Origin of the sequence: Stackebrandtia soli (genome assembly GCF_965137155.1) — a bacterium.
GTDB classification, from domain to species: domain Bacteria; phylum Actinomycetota; class Actinomycetes; order Mycobacteriales; family Micromonosporaceae; genus Stackebrandtia; species Stackebrandtia soli.
Window position 1 is genome coordinate 193,253 of sequence record NZ_CBCRZX010000003.1, and the last position, 17,081, is coordinate 210,333.

Here is a 17,081-nt window from a genome sequence, read left to right on the forward strand (position 1 = left end):
GTCCGCTACGGCCTTGAGTGGGAGAGCAGGTGGCGAACGGCCGGGTACCGGCCATTGCCTATGTCTGACGCATCGACTTCGAACGGGAAACCCCGTCCACAAGCCAAGATCACTGTCGGCGATTCGGCGACCATGGTCGCGCTGCTCGGAGCCGCGGACGAGAACCTGCGTTTCATCGAGCGCAGTATTCGTGCCGACGTGCACGTGCGGGGCGACACGGTCACCCTCACCGGAGCGCCGAAGGACATCGCCGAGGCCGAGCGACTGTTCTACGAACTCATCGGCCTGATCAACAAGGGGGAACAGCTGTCACCCGACGTGATTCGCCGGGCGGCCGGAATGCTCGCCGCCGGGGATGACGAGAGCCCGTCCGAGGTGCTCACGCAGAACATCGTGTCTCGTCGCGGTCGGACGATCCGTCCGAAGACGATCGGACAGAAGCGTTACGTCGACGCGATAGACAACCACACGATCGTGTTCGGTATCGGCCCGGCCGGAACCGGCAAGACGTACCTGGCGATGGCGAAGGCCGTGCAGGCGTTGCAGGCCAAGCAGATCAACCGGATCATCCTGACTCGCCCGGCCGTCGAGGCGGGGGAGCGGCTCGGCTACCTGCCGGGCACGCTGTTCGAGAAGATCGACCCGTATCTGCGGCCGTTGTACGACGCGCTGCACGACATGATCGACCCCGAGTCGATCCCTCGGCTGATCGAGGCGGGCACGATCGAGGTCGCGCCGCTCGCGTACATGCGCGGGCGCACGCTCAATGACGCCTTCATCATTCTCGACGAGGCCCAGAACACCACGGCCGAGCAGATGAAGATGTTCCTGACCCGTCTCGGGTTCGGATCGAAGGTCGTCGTGACCGGTGACGTCACCCAGATCGACCTGCCGGGCGGGGCGACGAGCGGTCTGCGGATCGTTCGCGACATCCTCGAAGGCATCGACGATCTGCACTTCTCGATGCTCGGTAGCGCCGACGTCGTCCGGCACCAGCTGGTCGCCGACATCGTCGACGCCTACGCGAAGTGGGACACCGAGCACGCCGACGACGCCGACCGTGGCGCCCGGAAACCGCAGCGCCGCCGTTAATACCGATTCAACACAAGAGGAACGAGCACACGTGTCCATCGAGATCGCCAACGAGTCCGGGATTGACGTCGACACCGACGCGATCTGCGACGTGGCACGGCACGCACTGAGCGAGATGAAGGTGCACCCGCTGGCGGACCTGTCGATCCTCGTGGTCGACATGCCGTACATGGCGGAGCTGAACCACCGTTGGATGGGCTCGGAGGGCCCGACCGACGTGCTGGCGTTCCCGATGGACGAGCTGTCGATCGGTCGCGGGCCGTCCAACGACGAGGAACCCGCCGCCGAGACCCTCCTCGGTGACATCGTGTTGTGCCCGGAGGTGGCGGCCAAACAGGCCGTCACCGCCGGGCACTCCACCGCCGACGAGCTGCACATGCTCACCGTTCACGGCGTGCTGCACATCCTCGGCTACGACCACGCCGAGCCTGACGAGGCGAAGGAAATGTTCGGTCTCCAAGGCGAGCTCTTGAAGAGTTGGCACCGGAATTCGTAGGATCGGCGCAACGTTCGAACAACGTGTCGATTTCAGCGAGCCGGTGAGGAGAGCGAAACACCTCGATGTCGTCTACTACCCTGCTCGGCATCGCCGCCGCTTTGGTGGTGTTGGCCGGGCTGGCAGGATCCACTGACGCCGCGTTGCAGCGGTTGTCTCCCGCACGAGTCGCCGAACTCGTCCGCGAACGGGCGTGGGGTGCGGTGTCGCTTCAGCACATCGTCTCCGACCTGCCCAGATACGTCAATCTGCTCCTGTTGCTGCGTTTGGCGTTCGAGCTGACCGCGACGATCCTCGTCGCCGTCGTCGTCTTCTCCAGTTTCGACTTCGGCTGGCTGGTCACCCTGTCGACGGCCGGTGTGATGACGTTGATCAGTTTCATCGTGATCGGCGTCGGCCCCCGCACGCTCGGCCGTCAACACGCCTATCGGATCGCGCTGACCGCCGCCGGAACCGTCCGGTGGCTCGGCACGGCGCTCGGCCCGCTCGCGTCGCTGCTCATCGTCCTCGGCAACGCCGTCACGCCGGGCAAGGGTTTCCGGGAGGGGCCGTTCGCGACGCAGACGGAACTGCGCGAGATGGTCGACCTGGCGGAGGAACGCGGCGAGGTCGAACACGGCGAACGCGAGATGATCCACTCCGTTTTCGCCTTGGGCGACACGACGGTGCGCGAGGTGATGGTGCCCCGTACCGAGATGGTGTGGATCGAATCCGCGAAGACGATCGAACAGGCCCTGGCCCTGGCGCTGCGGTCGGGCTTCTCCCGAATTCCGGTCCTCGGGGAGGACATCGACGACATTCGTGGCGTCGTCTACCTGAAGGACCTCGTGCGAGCGAGTCGCGAGGGCGGTGGTGTCACGGTCGCGGAGGTGATGCGGCAGGCCGCGTTCGTCCCCGAGACGAAGCCCGTCGACGACCTGTTGACGGAGATGCAGGCGGCGCGCACCCACATCGCGATCGTGGTCGACGAGTACGGCGGCACCGCCGGGCTCGTGACCATTGAGGATATTCTTGAGGAGATCGTCGGCGAGATCACCGACGAGTACGACGTCGAACGCCCCGTCATCGAGGAGCTCGGGTCGGGAACGTGGCGGGTCACCGCGCGACTGTCCGTCGACGACCTGGCGGAACTGTGCGAGGTGGAGATACCCGACACCGACGTCGACACCGTGGCCGGGCTCATGGCGCAGTCGCTCGGCAAGGTCCCGATCCCGGGCGCCGTGACCGGAACGCACGGGCTGCGGTTGGCCGCCGAGGGCACCGCCGGCCGCCGAAACCGGATCGACACCGTGGTCGTTACCAAATTGGACGATGAGGAGGAGAACGATGGCAGCTGAGACTCAGGTGACCCTGTCCGCCGAGGACGCGAAGCTCCTGGCGTTGGCGAAGACCGCCGCCGCCCGAGTGGGCGCGCCCGGTGGGGCGTCTGTGCGGGACGAGGACGGCCGCAGCTACACCGCCGCCGACGTGAACCTGCCGTCGCTGAAGCTGTCGGCCCTGCAACTGGCCGTCGCTCAAGCCGTCGCCGCCGGAGCGACCGGACTGGAGGCCGCGCTCGTCGTCGCGACTGAGGCGGACGCGGCCGGTGTGGCGGCCGTGCGCGATGTGTCGTCCTCCGCCCCGATCTACCTGGTGGCGGGCGACGCCATCACGAAGGTCGCGGCGTGAGCCGTCCGACCGGCGGGGACAATGGGGGCATGGAGCAATCGAGTCAGCCGTACCGTGCCGGGTTCGCGTGTTTCGTGGGGCGGCCCAATGCGGGTAAATCAACCCTGACGAACGCGATCATCGGCTCCAAGATCGCCATCACGTCGAACCGACCGCAGACGACCCGGCATGTCGTGCGGGGGATTCTGCACCGCGAGGATTCGCAACTGATCCTCATCGACACTCCTGGCCTGCACAAGCCGAAGACCCTGCTGGGGGAGCGGCTGAACGACCAGGTGCGGCAGACGTGGAACGAGGTCGACGTCGTCGGTTTCTGCATCCCCGCCAACGAGAAGCTCGGCCCCGGTGACCGGTTCATCGCGCGCGAGATCGCGGCGCTGTCCGCGAAGGTCGTCGCGGTCGTCACGAAGATCGACCTGGTCGACACGAAACGGGTCGCCGAGCAGCTCATGGCCGTCAGCGAGATGGCCGAGTTCGCCGACATCGTCCCGGTCAGCGCCGTCTCCGGCACACAGCTCGACACGCTCGTCGAGGTGCTGTCGAAGCACCTGCCCGAATCGCCGCAGCTGTACCCGGACGACATGATCTCGGACGAACCCGAGCGGGTCATGATCGCGGAGCTCATCCGTGAGGCCGCGCTCGAAGGCGTCCGTGACGAACTGCCGCACTCGATCGCCGTCGTCATCGAGGACATCGAGGAGGAGGAGACCGAGGAGGGTCCCCGCACCAAGATCTACGCTGAGATCTATGTGGAGCGTCAATCGCAGAAGGCGATCGTGATCGGGAAGGCGGGCGCGCGGATGCGCGTCGTCGGCACCCGGGCCCGCAAGGAGATCTCCAAACTGATCGACTCCCGCGTCTACCTCGACCTGCACGTCCGCGTCGCCAAGGATTGGCAACGCAACCCCAAATACCTACAGCGCCTGGGCTTCTGACCCACCGACCGACGGTCGGGAAGTGACGGTGAGCCGTTGGGGGACGCCTGGTGCCTCCAACGGCTTCTCTCCGTCATCGCTCGGGAACCTCAGGCGGGAATGGAGAGCTCGTCGAACGCACTGTGCAGGTCGGTTCGTTCGTTCGGCATTGCAGTGCCCTGAGGTTCCATTGTGGAAGTACCGGAGCCCTCCTTGTCGATGAGGGCTCGGATGGCGTCGATGTCGGCCTGGTCCTTGGGCCGGTTCATATCCATTTTGTACCGCAGGACCTGGTCGAGTCGGGCATAACGGATGTCGTCGACGACATCGGCGCCGTCGATGATCGCGTCGATGTCGTACTTGGGTGAGATCCACCGATCGCATATCTCGATCCTGCCGCACCAGAACGCGAGTATCGGTGTCCCGGTGCGCGGGCTCAACGTGACGGTGTCGGCCAGCAGTCCGGCAGTGACCCAGGCCTTCCCACGGGCCAGGACGTCGATATCGGTGATATCGGTTCGTATCCCGTGGTTCAGCAGCGGGCCACTGCCGAAGACGACGAAGTCATTCGCCGGGAGCTTCAAGGTGCGCAGCGCCGTGATCAGGCTGTGCTCGGTCGCGGGCAATGTCGGTATCCCCTAGTTCTGCCTCGGTGCAGCTACCACAGTGGTGTTCGGGAGTGATGTCAACAGGTTGAGCCTCACGGCCGCGATACGCCCGGATGACGTCCGGTATTCGTTGGGGCTCCGCCAGTTTGGCGATGTGTTTCAAGGTTGCGGCATGGATCCAGGTCGTCGCGATGGTGGCGAGGGGAATCCCCAGCAACGCGAGCAGGGGGAGCCCGGCTTGGATCGCACTTAACATGTCATGACCCCTCTCTTCGGGTCGGTGTGCTGTCGGGACGATCGGCGATCCGACGCAGCACGTCGATGTCGTGAATGGTGAACCGCCTGCGGCCCGTGGTGAGGATGCCGTTCTCCTTGAACTGCTTGATGCACTGAACGGTCGACTCGCGCGAGATCCCGGCCAAGCCGGCGAGATCCATTTGGGTGAGGTCCTTGAAGGACATCACCTGGCCGTTGTCCGTTTCGCTCACCGTGCCCAGGCCGGTCGACGTCAGCTTGAGAAATGCCCCCGCGAGCTTCTGCTCGGCGGTCGTGGCGGACTCGGCGCGAACGTCCGTCATGGCCGTCTGGATCAGCGCGGACTTCTTGTACAGCGCCTTCATCACACGGGGGTGCCGGTCGAGGAACGACATCCAGACATCGCCCGGGATGAACAACGCGTCGACGGGGGTGATGGCGATGACGTCGGCGATGCGTGGTCCCCCCGTGATCGCCGCCAGCTCGCAGGTGACCTCGCCGGGGCCGTGGATGGCGACGATGCGCGGGGGTGCCTTCCGCTTGGTCTGGTCGGTGGGATCGTGCCGCATGGCCTTGACATGCCCCGCCATCAGGTACAGGACGAAATTCGTCGTGTCGCCATGTCGGACGAGGACAGACCCGGCCGCGTACACGGGCGGCCGGTTGGCGTTCTTCTCCAACACGGCGAGGTCCTCATCGTTGAGGATTCGTTCGGAATGGGGTGTCGCCTGATCCATTCGTTAAGAGTATCAATACTCACAAGAAAATGCATTAGCACATACTGAAACAGGTGATGATCCTCGTATCTTTGCGTACGAATCCTCAATCCAGTGCGTATCGATACCCGGACGAACGAGTGGAGATCCGCAAAGTGATCGCGCCTTCGATCGTGACGCCCGTGAATCACGGTGACCGGCCCGCCGAAACCGGTTCGTGCTCCCATGCGCCGTGGCACTGGACCGCAAGCGCCTCTTCGCTTTGCCGGGTGCCGTCTGCGGTCGGGCCCATCGATCCGGGTTCACGGTCGCCAGCCCCCGTCCTCCGGCCAGAACGGTGTCGGGATGACCGGGCAGAATGGGGCGGGTGCCGGGTATGTTGCGGAAGTTTTTTCGGGATGACGCGATCGTCCTGCGGACCTACAAACTGGGCGAGGCCGACCACATCGTGTCGATGCTGGGGCGTCGCTCGGGGCGGATGCGCGCCGTCGCCAAGGGGGTGCGCCGAACGACGTCGAAGTTCGGCGCGCGGTTGTCGCCGTTCGGGCACATCGACGCCCAGTTCATCGAGGGTCGCAACCTGCACACCGTCACCCAGGTCGTCGGGATCAACCTGTATGGACGGACCATCACCGCCGACTATCAGCGATACACGGCGGCCTGCGCCATCAGCGAGACCGCCGAACGGTTCACCCCCGAGGAACACGAACCGAGCCTGCGGATCTTCCAGCTCACCCTCGGCGCGCTTCGCGCCCTGTCCGAAGGCGTCTACGCCGCCCCGCTCGTGCTCGACGCCTACCTGCTTCGCGGCATGTCCGCCTCCGGGTGGGCACCCGCGCTCGACGCCTGCGCGATCTGCGGCGTCGCCGGCGAACATCGCGCGTTCTCCGTCGCCGCAGGTGGCTGCGTGTGCCGTTCCTGCCGCCCGGCGGGCTCGGCGCATCCATCCGACGGGGCGTTTACTCTGATGCGTGCACTGTCGTCGGGAGACTGGCGCACCGCGCACGCCAGCGAGCAGCCCGTTCGCAACGAGACGAGCGGGCTCGTCTCCGCCCACCTCCAATGGCATCTGGAGCGCTCGGTGCGCGCCCTGTCGTACGTTCCCCGCACCCCGTTGCGTCCCATGGAGATGGAGAACCGTTGAGCCGTTACCGCCTGCCGTCACCGCACCCGTCCGGCGCCACCCCGCCGAAGCTCCCGAAGGACCTGGTCCCCAAACACGTCGCCATCGTCATGGACGGCAATGGTCGGTGGGCCAAACAGCGCGGGCTGCCGCGCACCGAGGGCCACGCGCGCGGTGAGGCGTCGCTGTTCGACGTCATCGAGGGCGCCATCGAACTCGGCATTCCCACGTTGTCGGCGTACGCGTTCTCTACGGAGAACTGGCGGCGCTCGCCCGATGAGGTGCGCTGGTTGATGGGGTTCAACCGGGACGTCATTCACCGCCGCCGTGACGAGTTGTCCGCGATGGGCGTGCGGATCCGGTGGGCCGGTCGTCGGCCGAAGCTGTGGCGCAGCGTCATCAACGAACTCGAGGTCGCCGAGGAGTTGTCGAAGAACAACGACGTCATCACGCTCCAGTTCTGCGTCAACTACGGTGGCCGCGCCGAGATCACCGACGCCGCCGCCGCCATCGCGCGCGACGCGATCGCCGGTCGGATCAAGCCGGACAAGCTCACCGAGAAGACTTTCGCGAAGTACCTGTACAACCCCGGTCTGCCCGACGTGGATCTGTTCCTGCGGTGTTCGGGGGAACAGCGCACGTCGAACTTCATGGCCTGGCAGGCGACCTACGCGGAGATGGTCTACCTCGACACGTTGTGGCCCGATTTCGACCGCAGGCACCTGTGGCACGCCTGCGAGCTGTACGCGTCCCGCGATCGCCGTTACGGTGGCGCCATCCCGAACCCGGTGCCGGTCGCGGATAGTCCGGAGTAGACGGCTAGAACAGGAATCGGTACGTTCCCAGCGCGATTCCGCCGACCGTGATCGCGACCGCCAGCGCCGTGATCGCGCAGACGAGCACCCAGTCCCGGCCGCGCCATCGTTGCGGCCGGGCGACACTGCGGGGAAGGTCGGAATCGAAGCCGCGGGCGTCCATCGCGACGGCCAGTCGGGTTCCCCGCCTGATCGCCCCGACGAGCAGCGCGAACATCGTCGACGCGAACAGGCGGGCCCGCCGTATCGGATTGCGGCCGGCGTCGACGCCCCGCGCGCGGCGCGCGGCCGTGATCATGCGCCATTCGTCGGCCAGCAGCGGCAGCATGCGCAGTGCGGCGAGCGCTCCGATCGCGAACCTCGGCGAAACCCTCCACTGTTGAATGAGGGAGTCGGCGAGGTCCGTCGGATCGGTCGTTCCGAACACCAATATGGACGGAATGGCGATGGCGAGGAGTCGGATGCCGAGCGACAGGCCCGCCGTCAGGTTGTCCTCGGCGATGAGTATCGGGCCGACGTCGAGGATGACGGCGCCGGTGCGTTCTGCCGCGAACACGGTGTTGACGAACGAGACCATCGCGGCGGCCAGCCATAGGAACCGTGACCGCGACAGGAGCGCGCGGGCGTCGACGCCGGAGAGTGGGACGATGACGGCGAGCGCGGTGAGGAGGAGGGCGGGGGTCAACCAGTCCGTGGCGGCCATCGCCGTCAGGCCCCAGATCAGCAGCGCCGTGACCTTGGCGACGGGGTTGTACCGCGCGATGCGGGCGTCGTGGTGCGCGATGGGGCTCGGGTTCAGCACGAGGCGGCTCGCGGTGTGCTCGGGTTCGGCGAGGCGGAGTTCGTCGGGATCGGGACGTCGGTCAGCACGCGCTGCCTCCGTCGAGTCGGAGGCGCGTGTCGGCGAGGGCCTCGACGACGAGGGGGTCGTGGGTGACGGCGAGGATCGCGGCGCCGTCGTCGCGCAGTCCGGCGAGGAGGTCGATGAGTTCGTCCCAGGTGCGTCGGTCTTGTCCGAACGTGGGTTCGTCCAGGATGAGGATGTCGGGGGAGTTGGCGAGAACGGTCGCCACCGACAGCCGGCGTGCCTCGCCCCCGGACAGGGTGAACGGGTTGGCCTTCGCGAGACGGCCGAGGCGGAGTCGGTCGAGCAGGTCGCCGACACGACGTTCTATCTCCATTGTAGGTAGTTTCGCGGCGCGCGGGCCGAAGGCGAGTTCGTCCCAGACGCTGTTCGTCACGAACTGATGCTCGGGGTTTTGGAAGACGGAGCCGATGCGGGCGGCGAGCCGGGCCGCCCGGAGCCGATGCGGCGCCGTCGTCGTTCCGGTCAGGGTGACGGTGCCGGTGGTCGGCGCGACGAGTCCGCCGAGGACATGCGCGAGCGTGCTCTTGCCGGAGCCGTTTCCGCCTTCGACACAGGTGACGGTGCCGGAGTGCAGGGTGATGTCGACGTCGGCCAACGCCGGTGTGGCGGCGCCCGGGTAGCGCAGTCCGAGCCCGGCGCCGGTCAGCGCGGGTGGGCCGATGGCGACGGCGCGGCGTGGTGTCATGGTCGTGCTCGGGGTCCAGATCCCGTGACCGGCGAGGGAGTCGTCGGCGAAGACCGTCGATGGTGGACCGTCGGCGAGGATGGCGCCACCGGGCGCGAGCGCGATGACCCGGTCGACGAGCGGGAGGGCGAGGGCGACTCGGTGTTCGACGATCACGAGCGTGGTGTCGCGGTCGGCGGTCGCGCGGCGTAGTCCGTCCATGATGGTGTCCGCGCCGTCGGGGTCGAGGTTGGCGGTCGGTTCGTCGAGGAGGAGCAGGCCGGGTCGGGCGGCGAGCACTCCGGCGAGCGCGAGGCGCTGCTGTTCGCCTCCGGACAGGGCGTGTGTGGGGTGGTCGAGGGGGTAGCGGAATCCGACGTCGGCGAGGGCGCCGCGAACGCGCGGCCAGATCGCCTCGGTCGGGACGGATCGGTTCTCGAGTCCGAACGCGACGTCGTCACCGCAGCGCGACATGACGAGTTGCGTCTGCGGGTCCTGGAAGAGGATGCCGATGTGGTCGCGCGCGGCTCGGGCGTCGGCGCCGTCGACGAGGACGTGGCCGGTCTGTTCGCCGGAGTCTTCGGCGAGCAGACCCGCCATCGCGGCGAGCACCGTCGACTTCCCCGCACCCGACGCGCCGAGCAGCAGGACTCGTTCGCCGTGGTCGATGCGCAGCTTGACGTCGGTGACGGCGGGATCGCGTCGTCCGGCGTGTCGCCAGGTGAAGTCGCGGAATTCGACGGTGCTCATGGCCGGATCAGACGGCGGCGCGGTCGCGCCCGGAGGGGAAGCGGTCGAGTGCGCCGGTGGCACTGAGCGCCTTGGTGAGGGCCATCGCGCCGAGGCCGGCGATGATCGCCGACGACAGTGTCGCCACGGCGATGAACGGGATCCGGAACGTCAGCCAGTCGGTCTCGCCGTACCAGACGAACGAGTCCCACACGGTCGCGGCGAACCCGGCGAGGGCGCCGCCGAGCAGTGCTTGCGGGAGCCCGTAACGGCGGTATCCACCGAGCGCGAACCCGGCTTCGCCCGCCGCGCCCTGAACGGCGCCCTGGAGGACGAGGCCGATGCCCCAGCTGGTGCCGAGCAGCATCGAGACGGTCGAGGCGACGGTCTCGGTGAACAGCCCGGCTCCGGGTTTGCGAATGACGAGCATGCCGAGGATGGCGGGAACCATCCACAGTCCATAGACGATGGCCTTGAGCGGTGGGTAGAACGCGAGGGCGGCGCTGGCGCCTTCCCAGACGAAGTTCCACGCCCAGAAGATGACGCCGAAGGCGACGGCGAGTACGGCGGCGACGACGATGTCGATCGTGCGCCACCGGTTCGTGTTTCTTGTCATGTGCGGTTGACCTCCCAGTCTTTCGTGCACAGACAAGGGAGGAGAGGTGTCGACTCCCTACGCCGGTATGAACCGGATCAGGTTCGAGGGTCTGCGGGTGATCCGCACTCTCAGCCCCGATGGGGGCTCCCCTGTCGCGTGCGACCCTAGCACCGCCGTTCGCACATGTGGAGTCGTGACGGGTGTGACTCAATCGTAATTGACAATGATTATCAATAGCGGGCATGCTGAACGTATGACGAAAACCGTTTTCAAGAGCGCGACGACCCTCGCCGCCGGGCTCCTAATCGCCACGACCGCCGCCGCCTGCTCCGGAAGGTCGGAGTCGGGCGCCGCCATCGACGTCGTCGTCTCCTTCTACCCCCTGCAGTTCGTCGCCGAGCGCGTCGGCGGCGACGACGTGTCCGTGACGAACCTGACCCCCGCGGGCGCCGAACCCCATGACATGGAGTTGGAACCTCGGCAGATGGCGGACATCACGGACGCCGATCTCGTCGTCTACCTCGGTGGTTTCCAGCCCGAGTTCGACGCGGCGATCGACCAGCAGGCCGGGAACCGTTCCCTGGACATAGCGGCGGTGACCGAGCCGATCGAGGCCGACGAGCACGACGAGCACGATCACGAGGCCGACGACCACGAGGGCCACGACCACGGCGGCGTCGACCCGCATGTCTGGCTGGATCCGACCCGCATGGTCGAGATCGTGTCCGCCGTCGCGGACCGTTTCGCCGAGGTCGATCCCGAGCACGCCGACACATACCGAGCCAACGCGACGACCCTCACCGAAGAATTGACCACACTGGATGGTGAGTACGAGGAGGGGCTCGCTCAGTGCGACAGCCGCGACCTCGTCGTGTCCCACGCCGCCTTCGGCTATCTCGCCGCTCGCTATGACCTGCACCAGATCGCGGTCAGCGGTCTGACCCCCGAGGCCGACCCCGGTTCCGACGCGATCGCTACGGTGTCGGAGTACGTGCGGGAGCACGGCGTCACCACCGTCTTCTACGAGACTCTCGTCGATCCGCAAGTCGCCGAAACCATCGCGGACGAGACCGGAGCCGACACGGCCGTCCTCGACCCGATCGAGGGACTCGCCGAGGGTGATGACGGTGATTACCTGTCGGTCATGCGCAGTAATCTGTCCACTCTGCGACCGGCCTTGGGGTGTGAATGACCGTTATCGACGTCCGCGGCGCGACCGTGCGCTACGACAAGCGGGACGTGTTGCACGGCGTCGGTCTGACCGTGGCGGAGGGCGAGGCCGTGGCCCTGCTCGGCGCCAACGGTTCCGGAAAGTCCACTCTGGTCAAGGCCCTGCTCGGCCTGGTCCCGTTGTCGTCCGGTCAGGCCCTCCTGTTCGGGCGGCCGACGCGATCGTTCCGCAATCGCTCCTGGATCGGATACGTGCCGCAACGCCTCGGCATCGGCGGGGGTGTTCCCGCCACCGTCTCCGAGGTCGTCTCGGCGGGCCGACTCGCTCGCCGTAGGATCCCGTTCCCCGCCACGGCGGAGGACAGACGCATCGTCGCCGACTCGCTCGCGTCCGTCGGTCTCGCCGACCGCGCCGCCGAACCCGTCGCCGCGCTGTCGGGCGGCCAGCAGCAACGCGTCCTCATCGCGCGGGCCCTCGCCACCCGGCCCAAACTGCTCGTCATGGACGAGCCGACGTCCGGTGTCGACGCCGCCAACCAGGAACTGTTCGCCAAGCTTCTCGCGGAACGCCTCGCCGAAGGCTGCGCGGTCCTCATCGTCATGCACGAACTCGGGCCCCTCGCCGACATCATCGACCGCGCCGTCGTCCTGTCCGACGGCCATGTCACCCATGACGGACCGTTGCCGACGCCGCGCGGCGCCGACGGCGACCACCCCCACGGGGTCCTGCCCGACGACAACCCCTGGAGCGGTGCCTGATGGAGATCTTCACCTACGACTTCATGATCCGCGCGCTCATCGCCGCCGTCGTCGTCGGCGTGTGCGCCCCCACCGTCGGCGTCTTCCTCGTCCAGAAGCGAATGGCCCTGATCGGCGACGGTCTCGGACACGTCGCCCTCACCGGCGTCGCACTCGGCTTCATCACCAACATCGCGCCACTATGGACGACTTTGGTCGTGACGGCGTTCGGCGCGGTCGCCGTCGAACTGATCCGACGCAAGGGCCGCACCGGTGGCGACGCCGCGCTCGCCCTACTGTTCTACGGCGGCATCGCCGGGGGCGTCTTCATCACCTCGCTGGCCTCCGGCAAGACCAACGCCGACCTCCAGTCCTACCTCTTCGGATCGTTGCTCACCACCACGAGCCAGGACGTGTGGGTGATCGGCGTCCTCGGCGTCCTCCTGGTCGCGACGATGCTGTCGCTGCGGCCGTGGCTCGCCGCCATCTGTCAGGACGAGGAACACGCCGTCGTCGCGGGCCTCCCCGTCCAGACGCTCAACCTCCTGCTCGCCGTCATCACGGCCGTCACCGTCTCCGTCGCCATGCGCGCCGTCGGCCTCCTGCTGGTCAGCGCCCTGATGGTCGTACCCGTGGTCACCGCCCAACAGGTCACTCGCGGATTCGTCGCCACGATGTACGTCGCGATGGCCCTCGGCCTCGTCACCTCGGCGGGCGGAGTGGTGACGGCGGGCCTCCTGAGCGTCCCGCCGGGCGCCGCGGTCGTGCTCGGAGCCGTCGCCCTCTTCGTGGTGATCGCGACGGGGCGTTCGCTCGTCGTCGGGCTGCGTAGGGTCTCCAGGAACGGGCCCCGTCGCGACGAGACGGCGCCGACGATGAGCTGAGCCACCGGGCCGCGTCTGCCTGGTATCGATCGAAGGCGATAACTTGTTGTCAGGAAGCGACAGGCGAGGAGGAACCGGCCATCAGCGTGATGAGCGATTACCAGTCGGCGAGCGAACTACTGCGTGCGCTGTCAGCCCCGATGCGCATCGCCATCGTCACCGAGCTGGCGTCCGGGCCGAAGTGCGTGCATGAGATCGTGCAGGCGCTGGAGGCGCCGCAGCCGCTGATCTCGCAGCACCTGCGGGTGTTGCGCGGCGCTCGCGTCGTCGCCGGGCAACGGCGGGGTCGCGAGATCGCCTACGCGTTGACCGATGAGCACATCGCGCACATCGTGGCCGACGCCATTCACCACGCAGGGGAGACACACCGATGACCGACAGCCCGACCATGACCCGCAGCACCCGGCAACGGACCGCCGTCATGGACCTGCTCGCCGAAGTCGACGAGTTCCGCAGCGCCCAGGAATTGCACGGCCTGCTGAAGGAACGCGGGACCAAGGTCGGCCTGACCACTGTGTATCGGACGCTGCAGGCGCTCGCGGACGCCGAGAGCATCGACGTGATGCGGATGCCCTCCGGTGAACACCTCTACCGGCGCTGCAGCCAGGGCCACCATCACCACCTGGTGTGCCGGGACTGCGGTCGGACGGTGGAGGTCGCCGGTCCCGCCGTCGAACGCTGGGCCGACGCCGTCGCCGCCGACCACGGATTCACCGAGGTGTCGCACACCGTCGAGATCTTCGGTCGCTGCGCCGAGTGCTCGCAACCGTGCCCGAACGGCGAGGAAGCGTCCTAGGCCTCTCTGAACGCAGGCCTCGTCTCGGAGGCGTCGAACGCCGCACGAGGGCGTTAGAGCAGGAGCTTGCCGATGGCGAGCGCCGTCAGCGCGATGACGACGAGGACTCGCGCCAGCCGGGTGGCGGTCGCCGTCTGGCGGCGCCATGTCGCGTAGACGAGGAAGCCGCTGCCGCCGGCCAGGATGAGCGTGAGGACGCCGCCTGCGGGGCCGGGGGTCATGAGGATTCCGACGGTGATGACGAGGACCGACGCGAACACCGCGATCTTCGGGAGTCGTTCGAGCCACTGAAGCAGCCGGGCGGTCGCCTCCGACGGCGCCTCGCCGCCCGTCGACTGATCGGGAGTGGTGGCGGTGGTGCCCTTGTCGCTCACGGTAAACATCTTTCGATTGCTGGTGCCTGCCGCAGGTCGCGGATCGGCGCTTCCGGTAGCGTCAGCATATGCCGTCTTGGGAGAAAGTCGCCACATGCTGGTCGTGAATCGTTTCCAGGTGGAGCCCGACGACGTCGACGCGTTCAGCACTGACGCGACGGCCGCACTGCGCGCCCTGTCGGCCTGCCGTGGTTTCCTGCGCGGCGAATGTGGTGGCAGCCTCGACGACCCGGGCACGTGGATACTCGTCACGCGGTGGGGGACCGTTGGGGACTATCGACGCGCCCTGTCCTCCTACGACGTGAAGCTGTACGCGACGCCGCTGCTGGCGCGGGCGCTCCCGGAGGCGTCGGCGTTCGAGATCAATCTCGCGGTCGTCGACGGCGAGATCGAGACGCGCGACAGCGATCGCGCGTCCGCCACCGACCGGCTCCGCGACCGTCCGCTCGACTAACGAAGGCCGCCGTTGATGACCTCGCCATCCCCGGTTCCCCCTCCGACGGCGTCGGTGCCGTCGCCGCCGCCGTCACCCGAGCCGGTCTCGGCTCCCGTCGGCCCCGGCGCGGTCGTCCCGTTCGCCGCACCGCCTCGCGACCGCGACGGCAACAAGCTCGTTCTGTGGATCGTCCTCGGCGTGTTGTCCGGTCTGCTCGTTTGCGGTGGCGGCGGGGTCGGTCTGGTGTCGATCCTCGTGTGGGCCAACGGCGAGATCCTCGAACGCACGGAGGACACGGCGGCGAAGTTCCTCGACGACATCGTGGCCGACCGGTACGACGACGCGTACGACGAGCTGTGCGCGGATCGGCGACAGGCGATATCGCTGGATCAGTTCACCACCGACTGGGAGTCACTTCAGGTGACGGACTACGAACTCCTGCCTGCGGGCACCAGTCAGGAGGGCGACCCCGTCGCGCCCGCCGAATTCACCACAGAGGACGGATCGACGGGCAAGGTCACGCTGGTGATCAGGGTCGACCCGGAGAACGGCGCGATGCAGGTCTGCGGCTGGTAATCCGAATGCGGTGACGTAACGGCGACGAGTACGCTGTCATCTCGGTCGCGTTCTTCGTCACGTATGGACGTGGGGTCCGCGACCCCTTGGACCGGGCGATCTGCCCGGCGAACCACAACCGACCGCCAGCCGGATGGAAGAATTTCACCGTGTCTATGGACAGCATTGACGCTCTCGTCAGCCTCTGCAAGCGCCGTGGTTTCGTGTTCCCGTCGAGTGAGATCTACGGCGGATCGCGTTCGGCGTGGGACTACGGTCCGCTGGGAGTCGAGCTGAAGGAGAACGTCCGCCGCCAGTGGTGGCGCTCGATGGTGCAGCAGCGTGACGACGTCGTCGGCCTCGACTCCGCGGTCGTGCTGGCACGTCAGGTCTGGGAGTCGACCGGTCACGTCGAGGAGTTCACCGACCCGCTGACCGAATGCCAGTCCTGCCACAAGCGGTACCGCGCCGACCACCTCATCGAGGCGTACGAGGCGAAGCACGGCCACGAGCCGACCGACGGTCTGTCGTCGCTCGTCTGCGCCAACTGTGGAACGCGGGGAGCGTTCACCGAGCCGAAGATGTTCTCGGGTCTGATGAAGACCTTCCTCGGCGCCGTCGAGGACGAGTCGAACCTGCACTACCTGCGCCCCGAGACGGCTCAGGGAATCTTCATCAACTACAAGAACGTCGAGACGGCGGCGCGCAAGAAGCCGCCGTTCGGTATCGCGCAGACCGGCAAGTCGTTCCGGAACGAGATCACCCCGGGCAACTTCATCTTCCGCACTCGCGAGTTCGAGCAGATGGAGATGGAGTTCTTCGTCGAGCCGGGCACGGACGAGGAATGGCACGAGTACTGGCTCAACGAGCGCTGGAACTGGTACCTCGACCTCGGTCTCTCGGAGGAGAACCTGCGTCGGCACGAGCACCCGAAGGACAAGCTGTCCCACTACTCGAAGCGGACCGTCGACATCGAGTACCGCTTCAAGTTCGGCGGCAAGGAGTTCGACGAGCTCGAGGGCATCGCCAACCGCACCGACTTCGACCTGTCGGCGCACAGCCGCGGCTCGGGCGTCGATCTGTCCTATTTCGACCAGGCCAAGGGCGAGCGCTGGGTCCCGTACGTGATCGAGCCCGCCGCCGGTCTGACCCGGTCCGTGCTCGCGTTCCTGATCGAGGCGTTCGACGTCGATGAGGCCCCCAACACCAAGGGTGGCGTCGACAAGCGCACGGTCCTGCGGTTCGACCCGCGTCTGGCTCCGGTCAAGGTCGCGGTGCTGCCGTTGTCGCGCAACGAGAAGCTGTCGCCGAAGGCCCGCGAGTTGGCGGCGGACCTGCGGAAGCGTTGGGTCGTCGACTTCGACGACGCCGGTGCGATCGGCCGTCGCTACCGCCGCGCCGACGAGATCGGTACCCCGTTCTGCGTCACGGTCGATTTCGACACTTTGGACGATGACGCCGTGACGGTGCGCGATCGCGACTCGATGAAGCAGGAGCGCGTATCGCTGTCGCAGGTGGAGTCTTACCTGATCGAGCGGCTTCCCGGCTGCTGATCCGACTTTCGCGTGGGCGTCACCGGTTC

The 17,081-nt window shown here is 67.1% G+C and carries 21 protein-coding genes and 1 riboswitch; of the genes, 15 read left to right on the plus strand and 6 right to left on the minus strand.

Features of this window, described 5'->3' with window-relative positions:
• Positions 1-60: 60 nt before the first annotated feature.
• The 5 genes from ACM9NP_RS03245 (at position 61) to era (ending at position 4,191) form a co-directional block, all read left to right on the plus strand.
• Positions 61-1,092: a PhoH family protein gene (locus ACM9NP_RS03245; RefSeq protein ID WP_415645038.1), complete on the plus strand. Its 1,032-nt coding sequence runs from the start codon at positions 61-63 to the stop codon at positions 1,090-1,092.
• A gap of 31 nt (positions 1,093-1,123) precedes the next feature.
• Positions 1,124-1,588 (plus strand): rRNA maturation RNase YbeY, encoded by a 465-nt coding sequence (ybeY, locus tag ACM9NP_RS03250; protein WP_415645039.1) that lies wholly within the window; start codon positions 1,124-1,126, stop codon positions 1,586-1,588.
• Positions 1,589-1,653: 65 nt separating this feature from the next.
• Positions 1,654-2,925: a hemolysin family protein gene (locus ACM9NP_RS03255; RefSeq protein ID WP_415645040.1), complete on the plus strand. Its 1,272-nt coding sequence runs from the start codon at positions 1,654-1,656 to the stop codon at positions 2,923-2,925.
• Entirely contained in the window at positions 2,915-3,256 is a 342-nt protein-coding gene (locus ACM9NP_RS03260) for a cytidine deaminase (RefSeq protein WP_415645041.1), read from the plus strand. Before ACM9NP_RS03255 ends, ACM9NP_RS03260 begins: the two co-directional genes overlap by 11 nt.
• Before the next feature lie 29 nt (positions 3,257-3,285).
• Positions 3,286-4,191: a GTPase Era gene (era, locus tag ACM9NP_RS03265; protein ID WP_415645042.1), complete on the plus strand. Its 906-nt coding sequence runs from the start codon at positions 3,286-3,288 to the stop codon at positions 4,189-4,191.
• Positions 4,192-4,280: 89 nt separating this feature from the next.
• Here era and ACM9NP_RS03270 read toward each other — a convergent pair whose 3' ends face one another.
• On the minus strand, positions 4,281-4,796 hold the full coding sequence (locus tag ACM9NP_RS03270) for a hypothetical protein (protein WP_415645043.1): 516 nt from the start codon (positions 4,794-4,796) through the stop codon (positions 4,281-4,283).
• Between the two features lie 239 nt (positions 4,797-5,035).
• Complete coding sequence (locus tag ACM9NP_RS03275) at positions 5,036-5,770, minus strand: Crp/Fnr family transcriptional regulator (RefSeq protein WP_415645044.1); 735 nt, start codon at positions 5,768-5,770, stop codon at positions 5,036-5,038.
• Between the two features lie 346 nt (positions 5,771-6,116).
• Here ACM9NP_RS03275 and recO point away from each other — a divergent pair, with 346 nt between their 5' ends.
• Together recO and ACM9NP_RS03285 are read left to right on the plus strand one after the other, a co-directional pair.
• Positions 6,117-6,893 (plus strand): DNA repair protein RecO, encoded by a 777-nt coding sequence (gene recO, locus ACM9NP_RS03280; RefSeq protein WP_415645045.1) that lies wholly within the window; start codon positions 6,117-6,119, stop codon positions 6,891-6,893.
• Positions 6,890-7,687 (plus strand): isoprenyl transferase, encoded by a 798-nt coding sequence (locus ACM9NP_RS03285; protein WP_415645046.1) that lies wholly within the window; start codon positions 6,890-6,892, stop codon positions 7,685-7,687. Before recO ends, ACM9NP_RS03285 begins: the two co-directional genes overlap by 4 nt.
• Before the next feature lie 4 nt (positions 7,688-7,691).
• On the opposite strand, the gene ACM9NP_RS03290 is transcribed toward ACM9NP_RS03285, so the two are convergent.
• The 3 genes from ACM9NP_RS03290 to ACM9NP_RS03300 form a co-directional block, all read right to left on the minus strand.
• Positions 7,692-8,489, minus strand: a complete 798-nt coding sequence (locus ACM9NP_RS03290; protein ID WP_415645047.1) for an energy-coupling factor transporter transmembrane component T family protein — start codon at positions 8,487-8,489, stop codon at positions 7,692-7,694.
• A 61-nt stretch (positions 8,490-8,550) separates the two neighbouring features.
• Entirely contained in the window at positions 8,551-9,969 is a 1,419-nt protein-coding gene (locus tag ACM9NP_RS03295; RefSeq protein WP_415645048.1) for an ABC transporter ATP-binding protein, read from the minus strand.
• A 7-nt stretch (positions 9,970-9,976) separates the two neighbouring features.
• Complete coding sequence (locus tag ACM9NP_RS03300; RefSeq protein WP_415645049.1) at positions 9,977-10,564, minus strand: ECF transporter S component; 588 nt, start codon at positions 10,562-10,564, stop codon at positions 9,977-9,979.
• A 37-nt stretch (positions 10,565-10,601) separates the two neighbouring features.
• Positions 10,602-10,707, minus strand: a riboswitch (TPP riboswitch).
• A 92-nt stretch (positions 10,708-10,799) separates the two neighbouring features.
• Here ACM9NP_RS03300 and ACM9NP_RS03305 point away from each other — a divergent pair.
• The 5 genes from ACM9NP_RS03305 (at position 10,800) to ACM9NP_RS03325 (ending at position 14,134) form a co-directional block, all read left to right on the plus strand.
• Positions 10,800-11,738, plus strand: a complete 939-nt coding sequence (locus tag ACM9NP_RS03305; protein WP_415645050.1) for a metal ABC transporter substrate-binding protein — start codon at positions 10,800-10,802, stop codon at positions 11,736-11,738.
• Positions 11,735-12,475: a metal ABC transporter ATP-binding protein gene (locus ACM9NP_RS03310; protein ID WP_415645051.1), complete on the plus strand. Its 741-nt coding sequence runs from the start codon at positions 11,735-11,737 to the stop codon at positions 12,473-12,475. Before ACM9NP_RS03305 ends, ACM9NP_RS03310 begins: the two co-directional genes overlap by 4 nt.
• Positions 12,475-13,338 (plus strand): metal ABC transporter permease, encoded by an 864-nt coding sequence (locus ACM9NP_RS03315; RefSeq protein ID WP_415645052.1) that lies wholly within the window; start codon positions 12,475-12,477, stop codon positions 13,336-13,338. The genes ACM9NP_RS03310 and ACM9NP_RS03315 overlap by 1 nt, the downstream gene beginning before the upstream one ends.
• Before the next feature lie 89 nt (positions 13,339-13,427).
• Positions 13,428-13,712: an ArsR/SmtB family transcription factor gene (locus ACM9NP_RS03320; RefSeq protein WP_415645053.1), complete on the plus strand. Its 285-nt coding sequence runs from the start codon at positions 13,428-13,430 to the stop codon at positions 13,710-13,712.
• On the plus strand, positions 13,709-14,134 hold the full coding sequence (locus ACM9NP_RS03325; protein WP_415645054.1) for a Fur family transcriptional regulator: 426 nt from the start codon (positions 13,709-13,711) through the stop codon (positions 14,132-14,134). The genes ACM9NP_RS03320 and ACM9NP_RS03325 overlap by 4 nt, the downstream gene beginning before the upstream one ends.
• Positions 14,135-14,187: 53 nt before the next feature.
• Here ACM9NP_RS03325 and ACM9NP_RS03330 read toward each other — a convergent pair whose 3' ends face one another.
• Positions 14,188-14,517 (minus strand): DUF6703 family protein, encoded by a 330-nt coding sequence (locus ACM9NP_RS03330; RefSeq protein ID WP_415645055.1) that lies wholly within the window; start codon positions 14,515-14,517, stop codon positions 14,188-14,190.
• Between the two features lie 85 nt (positions 14,518-14,602).
• Between ACM9NP_RS03330 and ACM9NP_RS03335 the strand changes: the two genes are divergently transcribed.
• The 3 genes from ACM9NP_RS03335 (at position 14,603) to ACM9NP_RS03345 (ending at position 17,052) form a co-directional block, all read left to right on the plus strand.
• On the plus strand, positions 14,603-14,962 hold the full coding sequence (locus ACM9NP_RS03335) for an antibiotic biosynthesis monooxygenase family protein (RefSeq protein ID WP_415645056.1): 360 nt from the start codon (positions 14,603-14,605) through the stop codon (positions 14,960-14,962).
• A gap of 15 nt (positions 14,963-14,977) precedes the next feature.
• Positions 14,978-15,520, plus strand: coding sequence for a hypothetical protein (locus tag ACM9NP_RS03340; RefSeq protein WP_415645057.1), 543 nt, complete (start codon positions 14,978-14,980; stop codon positions 15,518-15,520).
• Between the two features lie 149 nt (positions 15,521-15,669).
• Positions 15,670-17,052: a glycine--tRNA ligase gene (locus tag ACM9NP_RS03345; protein ID WP_415645058.1), complete on the plus strand. Its 1,383-nt coding sequence runs from the start codon at positions 15,670-15,672 to the stop codon at positions 17,050-17,052.
• Positions 17,053-17,081 lie beyond the last annotated feature (29 nt).